We start from the raw sequence: 26,489 nt of genomic DNA on the forward strand, positions 1-26,489 counted from the left end.
TAATCATCCTTTAACTGTTTTTTATCACGATCTGATTCAAAATACTGTCACATACTTCTTGAGGGGATAACACACTCGTATCAACAACCCAATCTGCGCATTCTTCATACAATTTTAAACGACCGGTAAATAATTCAACGATCTCATCACTGGATTTTTCCAAAACCAACGGTCGAATGACATGTTCATCATTCATGATCCGATCCAACGAGACTAAAGGGTCAGCTTTCAAGAAAACAACATTATGCACTTGTTTCAGAGCCTCTCGGTTCCCTTCGCCTGTCACGATACCGCCTCCAGTAGCAATAATCCCTGGTTTACTGGCCAATTCTTTCAAGGTGTCAGTTTCCAACTGACGAAAAGCCGCTTCGCCATTTTTTTCAAAAAACTCAGCAATTGTCATCCCTGCTTTCTCCACAATGACCTCATCACTGTCAACAAAATCAACTTGTAATTGCTTCGCCAACATCTTACCAACAGTTGATTTGCCTGCGCCCATAAAACCAATTAGCAACACTTGTTTCATATACACCCCTACCTTTCAATTAGTTGTGATAAGTCATCAAAAAAGTTTGGATACGACACTGAAACGGCTTCTGGTTTCGCCAAGTCAACATCGCCATCTTCCACTAATAACGCTGCGACTGCTAACATCATTCCGATTCGATGATCGCCGTAGCTCGTCACCTCAGCTCCGTGTAAAGGTGTTGGACCATCAATGATCAAACCATCAGCCGTCGCCTCAATCTTGGCGCCCATTTTCGCTAATTCTCTGGCTGTAGCATCAATTCGATTGGTTTCCTTAACCTTCAGCTCTTCCGCATCTCTGATGATCGTCCGCCCCTCTGCCTGCGTTGCCAGTAAAGCAATGACTGGCAATTCATCAATTAAACGAGGAATAATATCACCACCAATTTCAACTGCCTTTAAACGACTGGTTTCAATCGTAATTGAACCTGATTTATTTTGCTGGTCGTCTTCCGAAACCGTCATTGAGGCACCCATATCGGTTAAAACATCAATAATGCCTGTTCTCGTTTGATTTAAGCCAACATTGATTAGTTTAAGCTGACTATCCTTTAAGATACTAGCGGCAACTAAGAAGAAGGCTGCTGAGGAGATATCGCCAGGTACAATAACGTCCTGCCCGGTTAATTCCTGACCACCTTGTAAACGGATGAACTTCCCGTCAACTGTGATTTGACCGCCAAATTGGCGAATCATATCTTCTGTATGATCGCGGGTAATCTCCTTTTCCTCAATAACGGTCTCCCCTTCAGCCTGTAAAGCAGCTAATAAAATAGCCGATTTCACTTGCGCACTGGCAACCGGCATTTTGTAAGAAATTCCTTTTAAATTCGGTGTGCCAGTAATAGTAATTGGCGGGAATTCCGTCCCTGACTCTCCACGACAGATAGCCCCCATCTCTTGTAACGGTAACATCACGCGATTCATAGGTCGTTTCGCGATCGATTCATCGCCATAAAGGACCGTTGTAAATGAACTACCTGCTAAAATACCAGTGGTCAACCGAATAGTAGTGCCGGAATTGCCAATATCAATGGCCTTATTTGCTGGTTTTAAGCCATTGACACCTGTTCCGTGAACCGTGATAATATCGCCATCATCGTCAATCTTAACGCCTAATTCTTCAAACATCGCTTTTGTTGATAAACAATCATCTGCTCGTAAGAATTTTCGAATAGTTGTAGTTCCTTTCGCCATGGCACCAAACATGATGCTTCGATGAGAAATTGATTTATCTCCTGGTACTTCTAAAATGCCTTTAATCCCGATTTGATTCGTTAATAATTTCATCCTTAACTCCCTACTTTTCATAACAAGTATAACCGCCATCTTTTGTTAACAAATTAAAGGCAATTTTAACATCTTGTTGATTTTTAAACGTTAATTGTAGTGTACCAAATATATCTTCTCGATTCTCAATAATTTTCAAATTAGTTAAGGAGACATTTGCTCCTGCTAAAATGCCAGTAACTTTAGCAATCTCCCCTGGGTGATCGGGAACTTGAACAAACAGGTCATTAAATGCCGGAATAGCGCCTGATTTACGCTGTGGCAAGGCATCGCGAGCGTTTTTCGCCGAAGCAAAAAAATCAAAAATCGTCTGTTTATCTGCCCTTTCAAGCCAGTTTAAAATATCCGCCATCTGCTTTTGCCAATCCTTCATCTCGGCCACGAGCACTTCTTGGTTACTGAGTAGAATATCTGTCCACATAGCGGGATCTGACGAAGCAATTCGTGTAATATCACGAAAACCACCTGCCGCCAATTTTTTTGTCATCGGCAACTGTTTAACTAATACTTGATTATGTTTGACTAAGGCTGACGCAATAATATGAGGTAAATGGCTGACCACACCAGTTATCTGATCGTGTTCTGCTGCCGTCATTTCAACAAACTTACCACGAGTGCCTTTAAGCAATGCCTGTAATCGATCGACGGTTTCAGCAGAAACCGTTGAACTCGGCGTCAGGACATAATAAGCATTTTCAAATAGATCCACATCTGCTGCAATAAAGCCCGATTTATGAGAACCAGCCATGGGATGTCCCCCGATAAAACTAAGCTGGTCATTTGTCAACGTTTCAGCTAAACCCATGATCTCGCCTTTCGTACTCCCTACATCACTAATAACTAAGGGCCTCATCAAACTTAATTTGTCCACCTCTTTCAGAAAAGACAACGTCTGCTTGACTGGTGTACACAACAACAAAAGATCTGCTTTGAGAACTTCCGCAACAAAATCTGTTCCAATCTCATCAATTGCCCGAACTTTTAGTGCCTCCTCTAAAGAGCTTTCGTTGGCATCCATCCCGACTAAGATAGCCTGTGGGCACTCCTTCTTAATACTTAAACAGAGAGAACCGCCAATTAAGCCAGTTCCTACTATTAACACACGTCTAAACGTTTCACTCATTTGACAGCTTCCCTTCACTTGTTAGTCTGTTAAAATGTCCGTGTATACTCACGGTAATCCTTAACAAGTTCGACCAACCGGGCAAAAGAATCACTTTCAAACTTATTAAGCACGGCTTTCGCCACTTCAGTTGCCACAACCGCTTCTGCCACAACGCTAGCTGCTGGTACCGCACAACTATCTGAGCGTTCCACACTTGCTTTGTAAACTTCTTTAGAATCAATATCGACACTCATCAACGGTTTATATAATGTAGGGATAGGTTTCATCACACCCCGAACCACAATTGGCATCCCATTTGTCATACCGCCTTCAAAACCGCCCAGATTGTTATTAGAACGAGTATAGCCCGCTTCTTCTGACCAGATAATTTCGTCCATCACCTCACTGCCTGGTAAACGGGCTGCTTCAAACCCTACTCCAAACTCAGCGCCTTTAAACGCGTTGATACTAACGACAGCTTGAGCAATTTTAGCATCTAATTTTTGATCCCATTGGGTATAACTACCCAAACCAACTGGTACATTACCAACGATTACTTCAACAACCCCACCGACTGTATTCCCGTTTTTCTTTGCATCATCAATGACTTGCTTCATTTCCAAATCCACTTGAGGATCTAAACACCGAACTTCTGATGCTTCAGACCGTTCAGCAATCTCCTTGACCGTTAAATTCTCAGGAACTGTTCCACGAACACCACCGATTTCTAAAACATGTCCAGCCACATCGATTCCCAACTCTTTCAATAACTTCTTAGCGACAGCCCCAATCGCCACTCGCATAGTCGTTTCACGAGCTGATGACCGTTCTAAGACATTCCGTAAGTCATTAAACCCATATTTAATGCCACCAACCAAATCAGCATGTCCCGGTCGCGGTTTGGCAACACGACGTTTTTTCTTTTCTTTTTCAGAAACAGCTTCTACAGACATGACAGACTGCCAATTTTTCCAGTCTTTGTTCTCGACTACTAACGTAATAGGTGAGCCTAAAGTTTCACCATGTCGAACACCAGAAGTAATTCTAACCTGATCCTTTTCAATTAACATACGGCCACCACGGCCATAGCCTACTTGACGTCTTGCTAACTCTTGATTAATGTCTTCCATGCTTAAGGGAATTCCCGCTGGCAACCCTTCAATTATCGCTGTCAACTCCGGACCATGTGATTCTCCCGCTGTAAAATATCTCATCTTAGTTCCTCCTATTTACTAACCCTCATTATTTTGTAATCATTCGGTATCAATGCTTTCGAATTTAGGCCACTCTACTAGCTCAGCTATTCCGTGTCTTTTAATAAAGAAAAAATAATTGACTCTCCTTTTGACAGACACTAAGCTGCTGCAAGTCAATCGATTGAATGTTTCGACAATTCTCGTTAATACCATTTTAGTAACTATATACATCATGTTAAATAATCAGACAAATAGTTCCATTGGATAATTCGCATAATCGTTCGTCAAGAGTGGCACTTTCAGCTTTTTTTAGCTGAAAGTTTAACGGTAAAGAAGGATTATTTAAATAGGAACTATATAGTTTATAACTGACGTATCAGAAATTCTTTCATTTCATCCGTCGCAATTGTCACAATTTTAGCTTGCCCAATTTTTTCTAACAGAATAATGCGTATATCAGAACCTGCTGTCTTTTTATCATGAGTTAATGCCTTAAAAATGGCTTCCTCTGACCAGTATTCCGTGGTAATTGGTAGATTAAACTTCAGTAACATCTCGCTTAACTGAGCAGTGGTACCAAGAGGCATCAACCCTTTGCTTTCAGCAACTCGACTAATTTGAACCATTCCGATAGCGACAGCTTCCCCATGAGTTACCACACCATATCCTGCCGTATTTTCAATGCCATGGCCAATAGTATGACCAAAGTTAAGGATCAACCGTTGCCCAGTGTCAAACTCATCCTCTTCCACTACACGACGCTTTACTTTACAACAAGCAGCGATTATCTCTTCTGCATTTTCCAACAACTCATGTTCATCTTTTAAACCTGATAATTTAGTCCATAACGCTATATCAGCAATTGCTGCTGATTTTACGATTTCAGCAATTCCCTCTCGAACACGGCGAGGCTCAAGAGTTTTTAAGGTCTCCGTGTCAATTAACACACCATCAGGCTGAGCAAAAGTACCGACTAAATTTTTAGCGGATGCGGTGTTAACAGCTGTTTTACCACCAATGCTACTATCAACTTGCGCTAGTAAAGTAGTTGGGATCTGTAAAAAATGTAACCCTCGCATAAAAGTGGAAGCCACAAAACCTGTTAAATCGCCAACAACACCGCCACCTAAGGCGATGATTCCATCTTTCCGTGTCATCCCCTGACTCGCAAGCCAATCGTATAATTCTTCTGCTTGTGTCAAACTCTTACTCGTTTCACCCGCTGGCACAGCAAAGGCATCCGCGGTAAAACCAGCTTGACGCAACGCCTTAAGAACTTGCTCAGCATATAATTGTTGGACTGTTTCATCTGTAATTACCATCACTCGTTGTGGCTGCCACAAGCTGCTGACCCACTGGCCAACATTGGCCAGTACGCCTGCACCTATCGTTAAGTCATAACGGTGACGAGGTAACGTAACGGTTAATTTCATCTACTCACCCCTAAATCAATTTTATGGCATTAACTTTCTTCATCGCTTCTTCAATAATATGAACTTGCTCCATCATATTTAAGTACGTCTTTTCATTTAGTGATTGTTGACCATCAGACCAAGCTTTGGCAGGATCTGGATGAATTTCAACAATTAGCCCATCTGCTCCAGCAGCAACGCCGGCGATTGCCATTTGCGGCACGTAATCCCAAACACCTACACCATGACTTGGATCCACAATAATCGGGAAGTGGCTTAATTTTTTAATGACAGGAACGGCACTTAAATCCAATGTATTGCGCGTAGCTGTTTCATAGGTTCTAATACCACGCTCAACAAACATAATATTGAAGTTTCCGCGATTGGCAATGTATTCTGCCGCATTTAACCACTCATCAATTGTACCAGAAATACCACGTTTAAGAGCAACTGGCTTACCCGTTTTGCCAATAGCTTCCAATAATTTGAAGTTTTGCATATTACGAGCGCCGACTTGAATGATATCAGTGTATCGGCAAACCAACTCTAAGTTAGCTTCATCCATCACTTCGGTAATAACTTTCATATCGTATTTATCAGCTGCTTCACGAATGTATTTCAATCCTTCTTCTTCCAATCCTTGGAAAGCATAAGGAGAGGTTCTTGGTTTAAAAGCACCACCACGTAGAACTGTCGCACCGCCTTCTTTGGCGATTCGCGCACACTCCATAATTTGGTCCAAACCTTCAATTGAACAAGGACCAGCCATCATGACCATGCTTCCATCGCCAATTTTTAAGCCGTCTACGTCAACTACCGTATCCGCTGGATGAAACTCACGACTCGTTAATTTGTACGAACAAGTAATTTTGACCGTCTGTTCCACCCCATCATAACTCTTAAATCCGATATCTTGAGCACCTCGAGTATCCCCTACTAAACCAATAATCGTTTGCTCAGTACCTTCACTTAAATGGACATCAAGTCCTTCTTTCTTAATTCTTTCGATTACCACGTTAACTTGTTCTTTTGTTGCATTGGGTTTCATAATTACGATCATTTGTTCCATCCTCCATTTATTATACTATATTTTTTTTATTGCTGAACGAACGACTTCAATAGGCATCGGTTGACCTGTCCACAATTGGAAAGCTTGTGCCCCTTGATGTAGCAACATGCCTAAGCCATTTACCGTTCGGCAGCCTTGTTTTTTAGCCATCGTTAATAATTTTGTTTCTCTTGGTTCGTAAACAATATCGGTTACTGCCAAGTCAGGTCGTAACCACCGACCGTCCGGTATTAAGCAACCATCTACATCAGGACTCATGCCAACACTTGTTGCATTGACCAATACATTAGCAGTTGCTATTTCTGACTTAAGAAGCTCTTGTCGCTCTAAGGGGAAGAGTTTAATTATACAAGAAGTCTGCTTAGCAATTAAAGTCAATCTTTCTTCAACTTGCTGATAACTGTTACCCGAACGATTGAAGACCACTATCTCCTTGGCGCCATCGACAGCCGCTTGCGCAATAATTGAGATTGCAGCACCACCACCTCCAAGAAAAACAAACTTCTGATCAATAATGTCGATGTTTTCATCACGCAAACTTTCCATAAATCCATAACCATCGGTATTGTAGCCGATTAACTTGCCATTTTGATGAACAACAGTATTAATCGACTGAACTAAATGAGCGACTTCAGAGGCTTCATCAACCAATTGGTAGCCTAACTGTTTATTTGGCATTGATAAGTTGACCCCCATTAGATTAAATGTCTTGATCGTCTCTAGCGAAGCTGCCAACTCCTCAGTCCCCACTTCAAACGCCAGGTAAACTGCATCAATTCCCAACGCTTTAAAAGCCGTATTGTGTATCAATGGTGAAATACTGTGTTTTATCGGGGTAGCCAAGACAGCCGCCAACTTTGTTTCACCTGTTATCATCACTAAAAACCTCCTCTCCCTAACAATGTTTGGTCTTTCTGATTAACTGCCTCTTCACGTTGCTGAGAAGGCTTTGTCTATTACCTCATCGAGTTTAAGTCTCGTGACTCAATAGAAAAAGACGTTTACCGTTGAATGTAGTCTACGGTAAACGTCTCTGTTGGTTAGGTAAATAACTTTAGCCTAGTTAACAAAAATATAAAAGCCACCGTAGATTTTCATCCATGTGGCTTGGTCGTCTCAAAAATCCCTTAGCCATCATAGATACAAACTTGGAATGTTTGCACCCATAATGTTTATGGCTACAAACTTATCTAAAATAGCTAAAGTAATAATTATTTAGTTTTGTGTTAGTTATTAGCAAAATCATAATTATCACTCCATCTTTTTTCTCTCAAATAAGAATTGTTCTTAGTATAGCCTTAAAAAAAAACATTGTCAAACCTTTTTTCATGAAAATGTAAATCTTTTGAAAATTTTTGTTCTCTAAGAAAAATAAAAATGGTTACTTTTCTCCTTCTGGTTTTAATTCCGGCACTTGATAAAACATGATACCACCAACAAGAAACAAAACAATTAAACTAGCGATACCGTACTGAGATTTACCCGTGATTTGTGTCATCACCCCAAAAATAATGGGACCTAGAACAGCTGAAAATTTACCGAAGATATTATAAAATCCAAAAAATTCATTAGATCGATCCTTTGGAATAATTCGTGCAAAGTAAGAACGGCTAAGAGCTTGTATCCCACCTTGAGATGTCCCAACCAAGATACCTAATAACCAAAAGTGAGCAGGTTTAGACATAAACATCGCCAAGATACAAATCACGATATAAACACCAATGGCCACTAAAATCATTGGTTTTGTTCCAAACTTCTTAGCAAAATAACTGTATAAAATAGTAAAAGGAAATGCCACAATGTTGACGACTAACAAAATAATAATCAAAGTAGTCGACGTAATCCCCATATCAATCCCAAAAGCCGTCGCCATCGTAAAAATCGTGTCAACTCCGTCAATATAGAAGAAATAGGCGATTAAAAAAAACATGATATGGCGATATTTCCTAATATCTCGCAAGGTTTCTCCAATTCGTTTTAAACTTGTTCTGACTGGAGTGCTATCTCGCTCGATTCCGTGCACTTGATGAACTTTTTTAAAAAACGGGATTGAAAACAAACACCACCATAAGGCGGTCAACACGAAACTTAATTTGGTTACAAATTCAGCTCCTAAGGGTTCTGCACCAAACACCTGTAAAAGCATCACCACAATAAATAATAACGCACTACCAATATAACCAAAACCGTATCCATAAGAAGAAACCTTATCATTTCGTTCATCAGTCGTCACATCAACAAGAAAGCCATCATAAAAAACATTGGCTCCTGAAAAACCGACATGGGAGACGATATAGACCAATAATAAGGCTACCCAACTATGATTGGGCACGAAAGCCAACCCTAAGGTCATGATCATGCCGCAAATAGCAAATACATTAAATAATTTCTTCTTTAACCCTTTATAATCTGCAATTGTTCCTAAAATCGGTGCGGATAGAGAGACAATCAATGTCCCTATTGAGGAAGCATATCCCCAAAAAGCGGTAGAATTGGCTTCTGAAATACCGCTGTTACTAGCCACTACTTTAAAATAAATTGGCAATAATGCCGTTACAATGACCAATGAATACGCCGAATTAGCCCAATCGTATAAAATCCAACTCTTTTCTTCCTTCGTAAACTTCATTTCTATCTCCTTCAATAATCAGCTGATTGTTCGATCAGCTAAATAAATTTAAGTATCGCTTGCTTTATGTGTCAAAAATATCAGTTATAACTTGACCCTCTACCTGTTTAGGGAACTGCGTCAATTCTAAAATTTTGGCAAACGTCGGTCCCTCATCTACTAACTTCGCAAACGGCACAACATGTCCATTTCTTATGCCAGGCCCTTTAAACATGATCGTTGTTTGGTAGTTCTCTTTCCTAGGTGAAAAGCCGTGAACAGCCTTATAACGATTCGGCAGGCCAATCTGGTCATCTTTAACCTCTTCGATCGTCGAGCCATTAGATTCATCGTTAAAATAATAGCCCCTCTTGGCCTCACCATAAAGGTGCAATTATTTGCCCCACCTTGAGCAACAACTTCAGCTGTTGAGTAAACCGCTTCAATCCCTTCTATCGAAATAATAACAGCACGTATTTCCTCTGGCGATATAGAAGAGTCTTTGTCACAATAAATATAAGTTGACCCATCACAACTTTTAGCGAAAACCTCCCATCCACGTTTCGTCGTTCCTGCTGCCCCCATTTCCTGCCAGCCACGATTGGCAAACTCATGATTCAAACGAATCATCTTTGAAACATCAATTTGATAATGATCCCCTAGTATCGCGAAAACTGTCTGTTCGTAAGTTCCTGCTGCTTTGGTTGCATCAATAATTTTCTTAACGCGTTGATCTTGCCTTAAGAAAGCTTGGTTCGCTTCGCTGGAATTTACACCATGAGCATGACGTTGACTGTCCATGTCAACTAAGTGAATCAACGTTAAATCCGGTTGTTTTCTTTTTAGCGTATCCACTGCGCAAGCTGTGACAAAATCATCTAAGTAAGGTTGTTGGATCCCCTGACGCAATTTGCCAAATTTACGATTCATTTCAAATAGAAATAACGGTGAACTGGCTTGTAGTGAGACTAACACTTGATTAGTCCAGATACGATTAGGAAAAATTTCAGCGATGTTAAAATCAATTTTGCTTTTGGCCGTAACAGGCCATAAAAAGGCGGCTGTCTTCAGACCTTGTTCGTGGGCTACATCATACAAAGTTGGCACCTGAACGTCTTTTCTGTACCAAAACCAATCAGGTGATGCGACGTGTGACTGAAGTTTAGTGTTATTGACGATGCCGTGAGTCTTAGGATAGACCCCTGTGACGATACTCGTATGAGAGGGATACGTTAAAGACGGATAGATTGGTTCAATTTCTTTGACATGTGTTCCCTTTTCTTTAAACTCTTTCAACGTTGGTGTTGCTGATAAATCACCTGCCAAATCCGCAGAACCCATCGCATCAATTGAAATCACAACCAGTTTTTTTTGCATTTTTCCACCTACTTTCTATCTCACATTATAACAAATTATTGTTTTATTGGTTCAAAATTGACTCAGAACCCATGATTAATTCAAAAATTGTGATAAACTAGCAATAAGTTCCTTATAAAAAAATCATTAACGAAAGGTGAGGATTATAGTGTCTTTAACGAACTCATTTGATGACATCATTCATGGCCGAAGAACTATTCGCAAATACGATAACCGAAAACGAATTCCCCGGGAAGAACTTGCAAAAATTTTAACAGAGGCAACTAGTGCCCCATCATCCTTAAATATGCAACCATGGCGCTTTATTGTGGTTGAATCGACCAAAACGAAAGAAAAAATTAAGCCACTTTTAACAGCTAATCACATTCAGTGCGACACTTCTGCCGCTCTCATTTGTCTTTTTGGCGACTTACAACCTCATTCAAATTTAACTAAAATTATGCAAGGTTCTGTTGATTATGGAACCATGACTCCTGACATCCGCGATCAACAAATTGAAAAACTGACTAACTACTATCAACGTGTTTCACAAGAACAGATAAAAAACACCATTTTGTTGGACGGCGGATTAGTCAGCATGAATCTGATGCTAGTCGCTCGTAAATACGGGTACGATACTTGTCCGATTGGTGGTTTCGAGAAAGAACAATTAGCGGCTGCTTTGGGCTTAGACTCGGGACGTTACTTGCCGTTGCTGATTATTTCGATTGGCAAGGCAGCTGAAAAGGGCTATCAATCCTATCGACTACCAGTAGCTGATATAACTGAATGGCTCTAAAAAAGCAACCGGCATGGTTCACCATGCCGGTCGCTTCTTACTTACAAGTAAATTGCCAAGTAACACCAAACTTATCCGTTACCCATGTCGCTAACTTAAAATCGCCTATTGGCATAGGTCCCATGACCACAGTTCCTTCTTTTGCAATTGGATTAAAAACCTCATAAAATTCGGCTTCCGAATCCATTTCAATATACAGGGATATGCCCCATTCTATGGGAACTTCATTGCCAGACCCCATATCTAAAAAATATACATCAAGTCCATTTAACTTCAAATGGCCATTCATTAACAATTCAGGTTGATCAGGGTAGTTGGTACTTGAAATAACGGTTGTATCAGGAAAAATATCAACATAATATGCCATGACATCTTTTGCTTCAGTCGGAAATGTTAAGAAAGGAATAACAGCTTTCATCTTTTTTACCTCCTTTTTAAATAAGTTACTTAAGGCCTACCGTTCATAAACTTCACCAAAAAACACTAAATATACATCACTGTCCCTTAATACCACAGCTTCTTGACTGTTCAGTAACAGGTTTACCATCATTATACGACTTAGAAAGGGAATAACCTACTAACTTGTTTAATAAGCAACAACTCATTCTGATGACCCCTTATATTTGCAAATCTTTTCGTTTGTATATCACTATTGTCACAAATAATGACAAGATGCTCACAGTGGTAAGCAGTATCATCAACTTAAAATCAAAATTTTGTGCTAATAAATTTGCAGGTCCACCTTGAGCCATCGGCGATAATGTCTTAAACATGCTCAGTTTCTCTTGTAAGTCACCCAGAATACCAAGTAGATAAAAACCAAAAACTAGCCCTAGGGAAACACTCGTGCTTTGGTTAACAGTCCGTAAGACACTCGATATTAAGCACCCTACAGCTAAAAAAAATAACAACACAAAAAATTCCGGAATAAAAATCTTGAATAAGTCACTAATAATCGAGCTCACCTTTGTGTCTGTATGATTAAAAAAACTAATGGCACATAGACTAGCCAAAAAACAAATCAACCAAAATACCGCCAACATACTTTTCGCTGCGATAAATTTCTCCATAACTATCCGCGTACGACTAACTGGTTGAGCATACAAAAATTCGATTGTCCCGTTTGATTCTTCTTTAACCAGAGATTTACTCCCTAGCATGGCTGCATAGATACTTGCAGCTATAAAAATATACTGAAAAATATATCCGAAATAACCAACAGGTTCTAATAGACTAGGACCATCATTTAAATGGAAAATTTTCAACATGTTTTCTGGCAAGCCACCTAATTTTGTGTCTAACATATCTTTCATGACGCTTGTTTGCATCGTTGGAAAGACACTCATAAATAAAACCAGTATTAAGACAACAATTGAACTCCAAAGAATTAGTCCCTTTCGGTTTGTTTGCCACTCCATTTTAAAAATCGTCATTTTCAACACCTCACTCATACATTGATAAAAATTTATCTTCTAATTCCAATTGATGGATCGTGATATCACTAACATCTTGTTGTACCAAGTACGCGAATAAACGACTTAAATTTCCAGTAAAAAGAAACACAAAGGTCGTCTCCTCATGACTGATCAATGTCCCTCCAAGCGCTGTTATGGCTTCGACTTGAACGGTTTGACTAGTGATCGTCACTCTCTTTCCATCCGAAGACCCTTTATTGATCATTTCCACCGCGATGATTTCACCATTTTTAATAAAGGCTGCCCGATCACAATGTGCTTGTATTTCATGTAAATCATGACTGGATAAAAAAATTGTCATCCCTTGTTTTCTTTTTTCTTCCAATACGTCAAATAAGCGATGCTGCATCATGGGATCAAGCCCATTGGTCGGTTCATCCAAAATCATCAATTTAGGTTGCTGAATTAGTGCGGAAACGATGGCAATTTTTTTCTTATTGCCCAAAGATAATTCTGATATTTTTTTATGTGGTTCTATCTCAAACCGCTCAAGATAATCTGCAATCATTTGTGAACTATTAGAAATTTGATGAAACTCAGCAACATAATTAAAAATGTCTTGTGAAGTCATGCCTTCATAATAACGAACATCGCTAGAAACATAGGCCGTCATTTCCTTAATCGCCACACTATCACGAACACAATCCATTCCGAATATCAGAGCTTCTCCATTTGTTGGAAAAATCATATTCAATAACATTTTAATCGTTGTTGATTTACCTGCTCCATTAGGCCCAATAAAGCCAAAAATTTCTCCAGCGGCTATTTCTAAAGAAATGTCGTGAACCGCTCGTTTTTTCGGATAATGTTTGCTCAAATGATTTATTTCAATCGCGTTAACCACAATAACTCCTCCTTATCGACAACTAACCGGCTTCATTAATTGCTTGGTCAAGATGAATTCTACACCTGATTGACTAGAGGGTCAACCAATGTTACCTTACTGTCAATTACTTTCGACCAATAAGCTTTTAATATAGTAAAAAGCTCAAATCCGCCTAGGTCTAAGGGAGATTCAAGCTTCACTATAAACATTCCAAATAAAATGATTCCGGCAACATGACCTAATTGATTACAACCTCAACTTCAACCTTGCCAACTAGCTGTTTCCAACAGCTCAACAAGCCTTCCAACTGGTAACTGCCCTGGAGCTGAACTCTGTTCTGCAGCGCCAAAAGTAATGGCTGAACCAAATATTTCCCCGAAAATACGACTGACTAACCCCAACTGCCCCATAGACATTGTCACAATAGGGCGATCTGTCTTTTGTCTCACCTCGTTTGTCGCCGCTAACAAAGTTAGAACATCAGCAGGTGATTGGGGCATTACTGCAATTTTACAAATATCCGCTTGTTTCTCAGCCATCAGCAGCAAGCGATGGCAGATGTCCGTTTGGCTAGGCGTTTGCTCAAAATCGTGATTACTCATGATGATACAGATGCCTTTAGCTTTCGCCTCTTTGATAATTTGAGCTCCCTGACCATCGGCCATAAATAATTCTAAATCCAACATATCAGCTTTTCCGTTCTCAATTATCTGACGGTACAGCTCGTAATAGGCAGCGGCTTCAAAGGCTCTCCCACCGCCCTCCTGAAGGGTTCTAAAAGTTAGTAAAAGTGGTTTGCCAGGCAAAAGAGCGTGCAACCGATGAGAAACATCCGCCACTAACTGGTAATTCTCTACCTCATCAAATAAGTCCAAACGCCATTCAACAAGATCACAGGGTAAGCTCTGCAATGTTTCAGCCTCTTGAATAATATCTGCTATTGTTTTCCCAACTATCGGCACGGCAATTTTAGGTTTTCCTTCGCCAATCATCAATTCGTTTATTTTAACCAGATTCATCTATCTCACTCCTCATTAAATTCATCTCTACACTAATCAAACAATAAATCTCGAATATAGTCAACAGGCATTTCTTCACCGGTGAATAATTTAAACGCCTCTGCTCCCTGATAAAGCATCATACCCAAACCGTTAATTGTTTTTTCTGCCCCATTTTCACGAGCAAATTTCAATAATTTAGTTTCTTTGGGAATATAGACTACATCAAAAACAACCAAATCTGGCCGTATCACATCTGGATCTGTAATCAGACATTCTGATTCAAGAGGTTTCATACCCACGCCCGTTGCGTCGATATAAATGTGACTGTCAGCAATGGCTTGTTTAAATGCCTTTTGATCTGCTAAATCCATCACACTAGCCAAACAATTAGTATGCTGGTTAATTTTATTAACTGTTTCTTCAGCATTATGATAATGACTGTCTTTAGCATTAAAGATACGTAATTCTTTGGCACCATCCAATGCGGCTTGAATAGCCACAGCGGTTCCAGCACCACCAGCACCAGTCAACGTGATAACTTCTCCAATAACAGAGACACCTTCTTCTTTCAGAGCGCGCATCGCCCCAGTTCCGTCAGTAATATGACCAACAAGGTAGCCCTTTCCCTCTTTATTCGTTACTGTATTTACAGCGCCTACTAAGGCAGCGGCTGGTGATACCTCATCTAGATAAGGTAAGATAGCTTGTTTATTGGGCATTGAAATATTCGATCCTCTTAACCCCAGAGCTCGGATACTTTGAACTGCATCAGCTAATTGCTCATTTCCTACCTCAAAAGCTAGATAGGCATAGTTTAAGCCGAGCTTAGCCATGGCTTCATTGTGCATTGTTGGTGATAAGCTATGGCGAATCGGTGTCGCCATTAACCCTATTAATAAGGTTTCTCCATTTAATCGTTCAGTCATTATCCTCATCCTCACTGTTTATTATTAGTTTCTCACAAGGCGTTTTGCTTGTTCGTAATGCCCTTTTTGTAATCGGCTTGTCTCCAACACGTCGATTACCTGTAAAATATCCCGAGCTTCTCTAGTTCCTTCCATGATTCGACGAGCCACTTTGCTGTCACCTATATTATGAATCATCACGCCATTTTCACGAGCATAATGAGCCAATTCTGCCATCAAGGGCGCTTCAGCACGCATTCCTAAACAAACGAATCCTAAATCAAATGGCAGCTCAGTTATTGTTCCTTCATGTTCCACCATAAAAGACTGATCCTTCACACTCATTAAGCGACTTTCAACATGAACGGATACATCGTATTTGGTCACAATCTCCATCATGGCTTGCTTAGTAATTAAATCAAGGTCTTTACCGAGTTCTTTTTGCATTTCAACAATCGTGACCTTTTTAGCACCACGCTCCGCGTAATACTCCACCACATCAAGACCGACAGCACCACCGCCAATCACCACAATTTCTTGCCCTTCAAACACTTGAAAATTAGCCATATCATTGAGTAAATCAGCAATTGAAAAAACCCGACGATTGTCTCTTTGTAATTGTTCTTGTAACCCTTCAATGGGTGGTAACAATGGTTTGGCACCTGTTGCGTTGACGATTATATCTGGATTTCGCAATGCGATATCTGCCATGGTCGCTGAGTGATTCGTATGAATCACTAAGTTATCCAGTTCTTTTGCCCGATTAATTTGATAAGTAACGAAATCATCAATGCGTTTCTTATCTGGTAATCGAGCGATCTCATGGGCTAATCCACCTAAATAAGCTTTTGATTCAAACAGCTCCACATTAACACCTACTTCAGCAGCAGTGGTTGCTGCTTCTAAACCAGCTGTCCCCCCACCTATCACCACCATCTTAGTTGAATGGCTAACTGGCTTCGACTTATAAGCGTCTTCCTCATAAAGATCTGGGTTAACAGTACAGCGAATTGGCCGTGATTTAGCAATGCGATGATCTGCACATCCAATATTACATGATAAGCATTGTCGCAACAAGAATTCTTGACCATTTTCCACTTTATTAACCCAATGAGGTTCAGCAATTAACCCTCGGCCGATAGCGATCAAATCCGCTTGACCGCTTTCGATTAATTCCGTCGCTTTTTGAGGATGACGGATATTTCCAGATGTGACAGTCAGTTTATCAGGGTAACGATCTTTAACCGCCTTAGACATATATGACCGCCAGCCATCAGGTAAATTCATTTTATCAATCTGGTACTGCAAACTGTCATTTAATGCCGCTGAAACATTTAAAATATCAACTTCATCAACAAAATATCTTAAAATATCCAAGGTATCTTCTAGTGTATTCCCACCTTCTAATAATTCATCCGCACTAAATCTTAACGAAATCGGGAAAAATGGGCCAACCGCTTCTCGGACCGCTTCAACCACTTGCTTTGTTAAACGAGCACGATTTTCAGGACATCCGCCAAACTGATCCGTTCGTTTATTATATAACGGTGACAGAAACTGACTTAATAAATAAGAATGACCGGCGTGGATTTCTACACAATCAAAGCCTGCACGTTGGGCTCTTAAAGCACCTTCGGCATAATTGGCAACAACTTGCTGAAGCTCTTCGATTTCTAAAGGTCTAGGAATCGGATTTCCCTTCTTTGAGGGCACAGCTGAAGCTGAAACAGCTTGGCGGCCTTCCAGGCGCAAACCATAAGCTGAAGCGCCGGCGTGATTGATTTGAACCGATGTACAGGCCCCATAAGCATGCATTTTCTCATTAAATTCCCAGAGACCGGAAATATATTGATCATTGTCCATTCTCAATTGCCTTGCCCCATTTGTTCCCATTGGATAGGCGATGCAGACATTCTCCAATGTTATTAGTCCAGTTCCTCCTTTAGCGCGTTGTTCGTAATAACTTAGTTGCTCACGGCTGAACGTGCCGTCAACATTGGCGAAATTAGTTCCCATTGGCGGCATAACAATTCGATTTTTTAGGGTCATTCGTTTGATGGTTAATGGCTCGAAGATTGCTTGATATTTACTCATGATTGCCTCCTATTGTACTTATTATGTTTTTCACAATCAATTCATCTTTATTCTAGGGGATATAACCTATAAATACAAATGCATTTTAACTTGATTTTATATAAATAAAATTTATGTATAGAACGATAAAAGAAGAGAAGAAAATCCTTCTCTTTCTATGACTAGGTTGTTTCCATCACAAAGCTTGGTGCCATGATCTTTTTATAACGATAATTGACCACTAATGCGGCTAAGACCGCCACGGCTGTTAAGATGATGTTGTACCAGAAAATATTGGCCGTATTCGTTGCTCCCAAAAGGCCGGTCACATATGGCGTAATCATGACTGAGACTGATGTGGCCAAAGAATAATAACTGGTTGTTTTTCCTTTTCGCTGAGGAAACAGATCTAATAAAATTGCCAAGCCAATCTGCCAAATTCCCCCAGCGGCAAAGACCCCAACACCAGCAGACGCGACTAAAAACATCGGAACACTTGGAAAAACAGTCATACCAATCAACAGGATCAAAGACACTAAACTGCCTGTAATTAAGATTAACGTTGAACTAACTCCTCGTTTTACTAGCAGCGAGGTGACAAAAACGGAGACAAAGGAGCCTAGACTATAGACACTAACAAAAATTAAACTATCAGCCTGACTGACAAGCTTCAAACTTTCCGCAAATTTTGGTATCCAAAGGATGAAAATGTTAAAAGTTGAAACTGACGTAAAACTAAAAACAAGTAATGCTATCCCTTCAATCTTAAAATTTGGCTTATGCTGACCTTGAATAGTTTCCCGTTCCACTAGCACTTCTTTTGTATTGATCAATGGCGGAAACTCTTTTCGTGAGAGATAAACTAAATTGATAGCTAAACAAAGAGCGCACCCAATAAATACCCAGCCAAAATACAACTGATTAGTTAGTAACCAACGGGTGAAAAAAGGCAAAATAAATTGACCGATTGAAATAAAGGCTTTATTTAAAACGCTCAATGAACAATTGTCTTTTTCGCTAGGAAAAGCCTCCACTAGAGTGGGATAAGTACTAGTATCCAAAAAAGCATTACTAAAACCACCAAAAAGTGAAAAGAATAAACCGTGAAGATAGTTTTGACTAATAAGCATGCCTAAAAAGAAAACAAAATAGCTGATAATGCCAATTTGTACAGTCTTCTTGCGGCCAAATTTATCGGAAAAATACCCCGCAAAATACAAAATAACAATCCGTCCCAAGCCGATCCCACTCATCACAAGAGTGACCTCTTGTAAACTTGCGTTCCAAGACGACATTAGTGCTGGTAAGTTTTGCGCTAAAATAATGGCGGCCATTCCCTGAAAAATAAAATTAGTGTACATCGACCCGATTAAGGATGTGTACTTATTTTTAGCTATTCTCATAATATGTTCTCCTTATTTTCACATGCTCATCAATTCACGATTGTGTGTAATCTAAATGTACCTGATAAACTGATAAATCTCTAATGCTTTATTTCCCGATAACTGATAAAATGTATTTATCAATTAATCGTTGGAGGTATCACCATGAATTTAAGACAATTAGAATATTTTAAAACCCTAGCCGATCTTCAACATATGACACAAACGGCGGAACTACTTAATACCACACAGCCAAATCTTAGTCACTCCATGTCCGAATTGGAAAAAGAACTAGAAGCAAAATTATTTGAGAAAGTTGGACGCAATATTCGCTTGACTCGTTATGGTAAATTTTTTTACAAATATGTCGACAACGCACTAAAAGAACTTGCGAATGGGGAACAAGCGCTCAAAGAGCTCATCAGCCCAGAAACAGGAACGGTTGATCTAGGGTTTATCTACACCGCTGGGTCATATCTAGCCCCTAGTTTAATTAAACATTTTAGAGCGCTACCAAATAATCAAAACATCCGTTTTAATTTATCCCAAGGCAACTCTTTCGAAATGATTGATTTACTATTGTCCAACGAGATTGATTTAGCTATTACCTCTAAAATAAAAAACAGTGAACAGCTTGACTATACCATTTTGGCAGAACAAGAAATAGTATTAGTCACACCTTTAGATCATCCATTAGCAAGCAAGGACCAACTTTGGTTAAAAGAAACAAAAAACTGTGATTTTGTTCATTTTAACCAAGACAGTGGTTTACGCCCTCATGTTGATCAATTGTTAGACGAAGTCCACGTGGTCCCCAATATTACCGTTGAAGTTGAAGAAGACCACACCATGCTGGGATTTGTCTCTCAGGGCTTTGGCGTTGCCCTAATGCCACGAATTCAGACCATTAACTCCTACGAGGTTAAGGTAATCAAACTCAAAGATGACTTGATTCCCCGCTACATCTACTTAGCAAGTCTGAAAGGACAAGAATTGACAGCCGCTACGCTAAAGTTTAAACATTTTATTCTTGCCAATACCTTCTCTTCGTGAGCATTAACTTGGAGGAGAATCCTCTCCTCCTTTTCCATAATGACCACATGAAACAACTTAAACTGGTTCAGCTTCTTTTTTCATCTTAAAATTGACATAAATCGCTAATAGAATACCAACAAACGTAATCGCCGCGTTAAATAACAGCACATACTTTGGTCCATCGATCCCACCTGCCTTAGTAATCATGCCTGCAATTGTCAAAATAATAAAGTTAGCCAAACTTGAAGCGATCATCACAATTGAGGTCATTTTCCCTTTGTGATCAGGAAACATGCTGACAGCTGTCGACACAGCGACTTGTAGAACACCACCGGCCGCCGCATACCCTAAAACAAAACCAGCAACTAGCGTAATCGTCGGAGTCTGTATGAAATACGTGATTAACAACATTCCAAACGAAATAGTTGGATAAATAATTAATACTTTCGTCGCATTCAGTCCTTTGTTAATTAAAAACGCAGTTAACAGAATTGCCACAAAGGTCCCTGCAGAATAAAAAGATTGAATTTTTGATGGATCTACTAAGCCATACATTTTCCCCAATTCTTGATTACAGTTTAACCATAATTGAAAAGTAGACGTACAAGTAAAACCGATCATGACAACGGCAGCTGTTAACAAATTAAACTTAATTTTACCACTTTTTGCCACATTTGTACCGCCTTTTTCTAAATCTTCAGACACTTTTTCAGGAAATGGCAAGATAGCAATTAAAATACCATCTAAGGCGATTAAAACGGTGGCTACTATAAATAGCGTTCTAAAAGACATTCCTAAGGCCGCAACCATCCCGATTAAAAATGGCAGAACAAATTGACCAATCGAAATAGAAAATTTGGTAAAAAGATTCGCTACTGAGCCGTTTTCAGGAAAAATTTCCAGCACAGAAGGGGTCACACATGTATCTAAAAAAGAATTCGCTGCACCGCCAATTAAGGCAAAAGCGTAGGCAATTTGCATCGATGGTGAAAAAGCGACACCTACAAAATAAATGGTATATAAGCCAACTCCAATTAAGCCAGATACCCGTCGACCAAAACGGTCAGATAAAGGTCCGGAAAACGGTAAACTGATTAAGCGACCTAGTCCCAATGCTGCAATAACACCTAGGACGGCACTAACATCTAGTGTCCCATCTGCTATCTGATTGGCCCCCCATGCTCCTGCAAAATCCTGCTTATACTGACCAATAATCGAGACACCAATTCCATGAATAAAATAAGTAAAATATAATGAAAATGCTGTCAAATAGTATTTACTTTTAGTCATTTCTTCTCTCCTTCTCTTACATTCCTAATCAAACTATTATCCAGAGCCTTAACTTATCGACTTAAGAAAAGACAGATCCACTTACGAAAAGTACCTTTTCTCTACATCGGCCACCGGCATCTCCAAACCTGTATACAATTTAAACGCTTCGGCTCCTTGTCGTAAAAGCATCCCTTTGCCACCGATAACTTGACACCCCTTTGCCGCTCCATCGCTTAATAACTGCGTGACAGCTGGGTTATAAATCGCGTCAGCTACTACTAAACCTGAATGAAAAACACTGATATCATTAACAGGTGTTTCAGAAGTATTTCCCATACCGACTGTTGTCGCGTTAATCAAAATATCCGCCTCCGAAATCGCTTGTTTCAATTTGAGTTCATCTGCTAAATCCAATAACGCCACTTGGCAATCAGGGACTCCTTGAGAAATTTTTTCAACTGTCCGCTGACCATTTTCAAAAAACTGATCTTTTTGATTAAAAATAGTGACAGCTTGAGCCCCTTCAAGGGCTAATTGAACTTGGATAGCCGTAGCCGCACCACCTGCACCTAGAACAACGGTCTTTTTATCTGCTACTTCAACACCGTGAACACGCAGATTAGCAACAAACCCTTGACCATCAGTAATATGACCAATCAATTTTTGACCATCATTCACAATCGTATTTACTGCTCCGACCATTTCTGCTGCCGGTGATAACTGATCCAAATACTTAACAACAGCTGTTTTACATGGCATTGTCACATTACAACCACGCATTTTTAAGGTTTTAATTGACTCAATTGCACACTTGACTTCTTCTACCTTAATATCAAAAGCCAGATAGACATAATCCAGATTTAACTGTTCAAAACTATAATTATACATAGCCGGTGAACCAGAATGACCGACAGGACTGCCGATTAATCCCAATAAACCAGTTGTTCCCGATATTCGTTTTTCCATTTTATTTCCTCCTTTTAGCTTAATGAGATTGAGCTTTAGCTCCTCATCTCATTGTTAAGCCAATAACTCTGGCCACGCTTCTTGAATCACTTTAATGCTGGTGGCATAATTTTGTGCTGCCGACTCTTCATAACCACTTGCTAAAATAGGGTCTGATATCACTTCAGTTCCGATGACAACCGGTTGAATCCCATGTTCTTTAATCGCTTTTAAGAAACCTACAGTGTCACCCCAACCAGTTCCAGGACTTAACCGATCATGCATGGATTCTTCCCGTAAAATAGTATCTGGATACCGGCGTTCCAACACATCGCATATCTGAACTGAAATAAATTTTTCTTTTGGAATGCCAGCTAAATCAGCCGCTGTCTGATTCGCTCTGGCCCAGTGCCAAGTGTCTAAAATCAACATGCCGTTTTCGCAATCGGCTAACGCCACAATTTCCCACGCCGCTGCCAAATCAGGAACACCACTATATGGCATAAATTCCAAACCAATAATAAGTTCCTTAGCGCGATGACACAATTCTTTAAACGCCTGAGCCAAAACTTCTTGAGAATATTTCTCCATCAATCCACAGTTAATATGACCAACCTTAAACAATCGAGCCATGTGAAAAACTGTTTGCTCCTTAAATTGCTGCAACAAGGTGTCAGGTGTCTCTTTTGTTTTGTTTGGGTCTGCCCATAATGTAATGTACTCCACTTCCGAAACTTCCATTTGATTTTCTTCAAGAATTCGCAACATATCGGCATCTGAGTAGCCCTGCTTTATTGCCAGCATATAGGTTTCCGCTCTTAACCCTATGCCTTCAAAACCAGCCTTTTTTGCAGTTTTAACACGTTGTTCAAAATCGATTTCCATTCCTAATGTATACGAACTAATCGTCAACGGTACACGTTTTCCTTCTAAATTCATGATAAGCGCTCCTCTTTTTCTATTGTTAGACTTAATGATCTTTCTTACTAAATATCCCACATTCTAGCGTGCACAACCGTCATGTGAAAAAATTATCTATCTATATCTCACATACTATACCCAGTTGTCCTCACCGTCTAATTGTTTTTTTTGGTGAAACTATAGCTAAATCGAATAGATTGACTTGTATAATGCCCTTACATTTTGTTATTATGGCTGTATTAGGTATTTTAAGGAGCTAGCCATATGAACTTACATCATTTGCGTTATTTTGAAACTTTAGCAACTGTCCAACACTATACAAAGGCAAGTAAATTATTAAACATTACACAGCCTAGTTTAAGCAATGCCATCTCATTACTTGAAGCAGAATTAGGTGTTCGTCTATTTGAAAAAGATGGCCGAAACATTATTTTGACTAAACAAGGAAAGGTATTTCAAGGCTATGTTGAAAAATCGCTGAACACCTTAGATACTGGCATTGACACTCTCGAAAAAATTAGCAGTGGCTTTGGTCGAATTGAATTGAGTTTTTTACAAATTCTTGGCACCTCATTTGTTCCTGAGATCGTTCGTGGTTATTTGGCAGCGAACAGTGACAAAGAAATCGACTTTGGGTTTCATTCTGGTGTGACATCTGAAATTATTACGGGTATTAAAGAACGCGAATACGATATCGGCTTTTGCTCCTATATGCAAGAAGAAGATGACCTTGATTTTTTCCCGATTGCTTCACAGGAGTTAGTTTTAATCGTTCCTTTAGATCACCCTCTAGCCCAACAAAAAACCGTTGATTTAAGAGACACCATTGATTATCCTTATATTGCCTTTTCTCAATCGAGTGGCTTAAGAGCCATCGTAGATGACTTGTTTAAAAAAATTAATCAGAACTATCAAATTCAATTTGAAGTCGAAGAAGACCAGGTGATAGCAGGCTTTGTCAGCCAAGGTTTTGGAATATCCATCGTCCCAAACATGCCATTGCTGGATTCTTTGCCACTAAAAAAAATTGAATTAGTTAACCTCAGTTGGGAAAGAATCTTTTATCTAGCTATTCCCAAAAATATCTATCTACCACCTGTTGTTTACCATTTTAAACAGTATGTCCTGCAAAATACCGATTATAAACACTTAATCTAAAAAAGAGGCTGGGACAATAGTCCCAGCCTCCGATACTTTTACGAACATTGTGCGATAGACGCGCTCCAAAAGTCTGCTCACTACGCTACGCTTCGATCTCAACAAATTCTAAATGCTAAAGCATTAAGATTTGAAGGCTCGGCGATTTCTCAAACCCCGAGCATTCGAAAAAGCCGATTGTTCGGGGTCTTCGAGATTGCTCGGAGCAAAACGACTTTATGTCCCAGCTTATTTTTTAATTTTCTCGTGATTTTTTATGCTGCTCAATAGCAAAATTACGACGTCCACCTGGCCTCGGAACTAAGTCACCAAGCATTACATTGTAGCCACCTTCTACAGTCAACTCGGCGCCATTTGAATAATCAGATCGATTACTTGCCATATACAAAACAGCATTAGCAATATCGATAGTTTCACCAATTCGTCGATTAGCAGTCATCCGTTCGCGACCTGACTCCACTTCTTGATCCTCATAGAATTTTTTAGAAAGTGGCGTCTTAACAAAACATGGTAAGATAGCATTACTGCGAACGCCAAACTGGCCCCATTCAGCTGCGATTTGCTTTGATAACATGCTAACGGCTGCTTTCGTCGAACTGTAAGCCCCACTGTATGTTTCTGGACTTTTAGAAGCGATGGTTGATATATGAACCATTCTCCCTGATTTTTGCTCAATCATCAGTCGGCCAATTCGTTGTGAAATAAGGAAGTAACCTGTCAAATTAACATCAATTGTTAGTTTCCACTCATCTAAAGGAAGATCTTCTAAAGGACAGAACTTCAAAATGGCTGCTGTATTAACTAACACATCACAACGACCAAAGGTTTCTTTTACTCTCACAACAAGGGCATCCACTTCTGATTCACTGGTAGTATTACACGAAACCCCAATCGCTTGAATCCCAAATTCTGTTGCTAATTCTGCCGCATACTCTTGGCACTTATCACCATTTAAATCCACTAACACTAAATTAGCACCTTGTTTTGCAAACTCCTGACAGATCTTTGTTCCCATACCACCAACTGCCCCTGTTATGACACAAACATCCCCTACTAAATCTAACCATTGTTTTTCCATTCTACTTTATAGCCTCCCGTTCTTGTTTATACCTTCACTATATCTTAACAACTTCTATTTGACTAATTGCTTTTTTTTTAGTATCTATAGTCATTGTCTATATGTGAAGAAGAGCCGTTGCTAAATTACAATGATTTACTGCTACTGCGATAATAAAGTGTTAAGATAATCGGGACGACCACGCATAAGATTAAAGGAACAACTAGTAACCAGCGACTGTGAAAATATAGATTAATAAACAGTGTGACGCCTGAGACAACCATGCCTATTCCCAGCATTCTCCAGACACGATTGTCAGCGGCCTGATTGCCTATAAATGGGAAATAGAACATTTTTTTATGTTTAAATTTCGGTAAAAAATTGCCAATAATAAGGAAGGCTGACGCAACAATTGCCGTAACAATCTCACTAATATTGACCGTAACCCCCTTGATGTTACTTAACCAAATAAAGACTAAGATTAAACTCGTTACCAATGGAAAAAAAGCTAAACGAACACAGAAAAAAAAGTGATTTGAGATGGTAAGCTCAGGGTTTTTTTTAGTTCGATAAAAATATAACCAATTTAGATAGGGACCTATAACATTCAGTAAAACTAATGCGCCCCATTTGGGAAAAGTATAGTTCACATCTCCTTGGCTATTAAACTGCATCGGGAGATCATCAGGTAACCCTCGATAAAGTAAGACGCTCACCAAAGGTAGCAGGCACCCCACATAGTAAGCCAATCGTTTTTCTTTAGTCATCTCTTTCCTCCTGTCTAAACTGCATTAACCACAACAAAACTTCTTCAAAGACACTGGCATTTAGCTCATAATAAATAAAATTTTTATGTTTTTCCTCCACTATCAAACCTGCTTTAAGCAATTGAGATAGATGATAAGAAATAGTTGCGCCCGTTAAATCAAACTGGTCAACGATTTCTCCAACCGTCAATCTACCTTTTTTTAATAACTCCAGTATTTCTCGTCTAACTGGATCGGCTAAGGCCTTAAAAACTTTTGGGGTATTTTCACTCAAAGGGAATTCCATTTCATCACACTTTCTATTTAGAA

Annotated in this window: 24 protein-coding genes and 1 pseudogene; 3 read left to right on the plus strand and 22 right to left on the minus strand. The window is 39.6% G+C overall.

The window, feature by feature from the left end; translation table 11 throughout:
• Positions 1-10: 10 nt before the first annotated feature.
• From I6N95_RS11995 to I6N95_RS12035, 9 genes and pseudogenes are all read right to left on the minus strand, one after another.
• The gene (locus tag I6N95_RS11995) at positions 11-526 is read right to left on the minus strand and encodes a shikimate kinase (RefSeq protein WP_209528130.1); all 516 of its coding nucleotides are present in this window, start codon (positions 524-526) and stop codon (positions 11-13) included.
• A gap of 8 nt (positions 527-534) precedes the next feature.
• Complete coding sequence (gene aroA, locus I6N95_RS12000; protein ID WP_209528133.1) at positions 535-1,818, minus strand: 3-phosphoshikimate 1-carboxyvinyltransferase; 1,284 nt, start codon at positions 1,816-1,818, stop codon at positions 535-537.
• A gap of 10 nt (positions 1,819-1,828) precedes the next feature.
• Positions 1,829-2,941, minus strand: a complete 1,113-nt coding sequence (locus I6N95_RS12005; protein WP_209528138.1) for a prephenate dehydrogenase — start codon at positions 2,939-2,941, stop codon at positions 1,829-1,831.
• A 29-nt stretch (positions 2,942-2,970) separates the two neighbouring features.
• Positions 2,971-4,137 carry a chorismate synthase gene (aroC, locus tag I6N95_RS12010; protein WP_209528141.1) on the minus strand — a complete coding sequence of 389 codons (1,167 nt, stop codon included), beginning with the start codon at positions 4,135-4,137 and terminating at the stop codon, positions 2,971-2,973.
• A 344-nt stretch (positions 4,138-4,481) separates the two neighbouring features.
• Entirely contained in the window at positions 4,482-5,552 is a 1,071-nt protein-coding gene (aroB, locus tag I6N95_RS12015; protein ID WP_209528144.1) for a 3-dehydroquinate synthase, read from the minus strand.
• A 10-nt stretch (positions 5,553-5,562) separates the two neighbouring features.
• Complete coding sequence (gene aroF / locus I6N95_RS12020; protein ID WP_209528148.1) at positions 5,563-6,591, minus strand: 3-deoxy-7-phosphoheptulonate synthase; 1,029 nt, start codon at positions 6,589-6,591, stop codon at positions 5,563-5,565.
• A 24-nt stretch (positions 6,592-6,615) separates the two neighbouring features.
• Positions 6,616-7,476: a shikimate dehydrogenase gene (gene aroE, locus I6N95_RS12025; RefSeq protein WP_209528151.1), complete on the minus strand. Its 861-nt coding sequence runs from the start codon at positions 7,474-7,476 to the stop codon at positions 6,616-6,618.
• 505 nt (positions 7,477-7,981) lie between these two features.
• The gene (locus I6N95_RS12030; protein ID WP_209528154.1) at positions 7,982-9,229 is read right to left on the minus strand and encodes an MFS transporter; all 1,248 of its coding nucleotides are present in this window, start codon (positions 9,227-9,229) and stop codon (positions 7,982-7,984) included.
• 64 nt (positions 9,230-9,293) lie between these two features.
• Positions 9,294-10,585, minus strand: a pseudogene (locus I6N95_RS12035) (alkaline phosphatase family protein).
• A gap of 148 nt (positions 10,586-10,733) precedes the next feature.
• On the opposite strand from I6N95_RS12035, the gene I6N95_RS12040 reads away from it, so the two are divergent.
• A complete protein-coding gene (locus I6N95_RS12040) occupies positions 10,734-11,363 on the plus strand; it encodes a nitroreductase family protein (protein ID WP_347340556.1) in 630 nt (209 codons plus the stop codon).
• Between the two features lie 37 nt (positions 11,364-11,400).
• On the opposite strand, the gene I6N95_RS12045 is transcribed toward I6N95_RS12040, so the two are convergent.
• The 7 genes from I6N95_RS12045 to I6N95_RS12075 form a co-directional block, all read right to left on the minus strand.
• On the minus strand, positions 11,401-11,781 hold the full coding sequence (locus I6N95_RS12045; protein ID WP_209528158.1) for a VOC family protein: 381 nt from the start codon (positions 11,779-11,781) through the stop codon (positions 11,401-11,403).
• A 199-nt stretch (positions 11,782-11,980) separates the two neighbouring features.
• Positions 11,981-12,796 carry an ABC transporter permease subunit gene (locus I6N95_RS12050; protein WP_209528161.1) on the minus strand — a complete coding sequence of 272 codons (816 nt, stop codon included), beginning with the start codon at positions 12,794-12,796 and terminating at the stop codon, positions 11,981-11,983.
• A gap of 10 nt (positions 12,797-12,806) precedes the next feature.
• On the minus strand, positions 12,807-13,682 hold the full coding sequence (locus I6N95_RS12055; RefSeq protein WP_209528165.1) for an ABC transporter ATP-binding protein: 876 nt from the start codon (positions 13,680-13,682) through the stop codon (positions 12,807-12,809).
• A 242-nt stretch (positions 13,683-13,924) separates the two neighbouring features.
• Positions 13,925-14,683 carry a type I 3-dehydroquinate dehydratase gene (aroD, locus tag I6N95_RS12060; RefSeq protein WP_209528168.1) on the minus strand — a complete coding sequence of 253 codons (759 nt, stop codon included), beginning with the start codon at positions 14,681-14,683 and terminating at the stop codon, positions 13,925-13,927.
• Between the two features lie 32 nt (positions 14,684-14,715).
• The gene (locus I6N95_RS12065; RefSeq protein ID WP_209528170.1) at positions 14,716-15,591 is read right to left on the minus strand and encodes a shikimate dehydrogenase; all 876 of its coding nucleotides are present in this window, start codon (positions 15,589-15,591) and stop codon (positions 14,716-14,718) included.
• A gap of 24 nt (positions 15,592-15,615) precedes the next feature.
• Positions 15,616-17,664 (minus strand): oxidoreductase, encoded by a 2,049-nt coding sequence (locus I6N95_RS12070; RefSeq protein WP_209528172.1) that lies wholly within the window; start codon positions 17,662-17,664, stop codon positions 15,616-15,618.
• 161 nt (positions 17,665-17,825) lie between these two features.
• Positions 17,826-19,046, minus strand: a complete 1,221-nt coding sequence (locus tag I6N95_RS12075; protein WP_209528175.1) for an MFS transporter — start codon at positions 19,044-19,046, stop codon at positions 17,826-17,828.
• Positions 19,047-19,190: 144 nt separating this feature from the next.
• Between I6N95_RS12075 and I6N95_RS12080 the strand changes: the two genes are divergently transcribed.
• A complete protein-coding gene (locus tag I6N95_RS12080) occupies positions 19,191-20,078 on the plus strand; it encodes a LysR family transcriptional regulator (RefSeq protein ID WP_209528177.1) in 888 nt (295 codons plus the stop codon).
• Between the two features lie 57 nt (positions 20,079-20,135).
• Here the strand turns inward: I6N95_RS12080 and I6N95_RS12085 are convergent, their stop codons facing one another.
• The 3 genes from I6N95_RS12085 to I6N95_RS12095 all read right to left on the minus strand — a co-directional run bounded on the left by I6N95_RS12085 (position 20,136) and on the right by I6N95_RS12095 (position 23,216).
• Entirely contained in the window at positions 20,136-21,350 is a 1,215-nt protein-coding gene (locus I6N95_RS12085; RefSeq protein ID WP_209528180.1) for an MFS transporter, read from the minus strand.
• A gap of 81 nt (positions 21,351-21,431) precedes the next feature.
• Entirely contained in the window at positions 21,432-22,298 is an 867-nt protein-coding gene (gene aroE / locus I6N95_RS12090; RefSeq protein ID WP_209528183.1) for a shikimate dehydrogenase, read from the minus strand.
• A gap of 54 nt (positions 22,299-22,352) precedes the next feature.
• Entirely contained in the window at positions 22,353-23,216 is an 864-nt protein-coding gene (locus I6N95_RS12095; RefSeq protein WP_209528186.1) for a sugar phosphate isomerase/epimerase family protein, read from the minus strand.
• Positions 23,217-23,462: 246 nt separating this feature from the next.
• Between I6N95_RS12095 and I6N95_RS12100 the strand changes: the two genes are divergently transcribed.
• The gene (locus I6N95_RS12100; RefSeq protein ID WP_209528190.1) at positions 23,463-24,356 is read left to right on the plus strand and encodes a LysR family transcriptional regulator; all 894 of its coding nucleotides are present in this window, start codon (positions 23,463-23,465) and stop codon (positions 24,354-24,356) included.
• Positions 24,357-24,591: 235 nt separating this feature from the next.
• On the opposite strand, the gene I6N95_RS12105 is transcribed toward I6N95_RS12100, so the two are convergent.
• From I6N95_RS12105 to I6N95_RS12115, 3 genes are all read right to left on the minus strand, one after another.
• Positions 24,592-25,434, minus strand: coding sequence for an SDR family NAD(P)-dependent oxidoreductase (locus I6N95_RS12105; protein ID WP_209528193.1), 843 nt, complete (start codon positions 25,432-25,434; stop codon positions 24,592-24,594).
• 125 nt (positions 25,435-25,559) lie between these two features.
• Entirely contained in the window at positions 25,560-26,180 is a 621-nt protein-coding gene (locus I6N95_RS12110) for an SdpI family protein (protein ID WP_209528196.1), read from the minus strand.
• Positions 26,173-26,466, minus strand: a complete 294-nt coding sequence (locus I6N95_RS12115) for an autorepressor SdpR family transcription factor (RefSeq protein WP_209528199.1) — start codon at positions 26,464-26,466, stop codon at positions 26,173-26,175. Before I6N95_RS12115 ends, I6N95_RS12110 begins: the two co-directional genes overlap by 8 nt.
• Between the last annotated feature and the right edge of the window lie 23 nt (positions 26,467-26,489).

The organism is Vagococcus allomyrinae (assembly GCF_017829975.1).
Taxonomy (GTDB): domain Bacteria; phylum Bacillota; class Bacilli; order Lactobacillales; family Vagococcaceae; genus Vagococcus_D; species Vagococcus_D allomyrinae.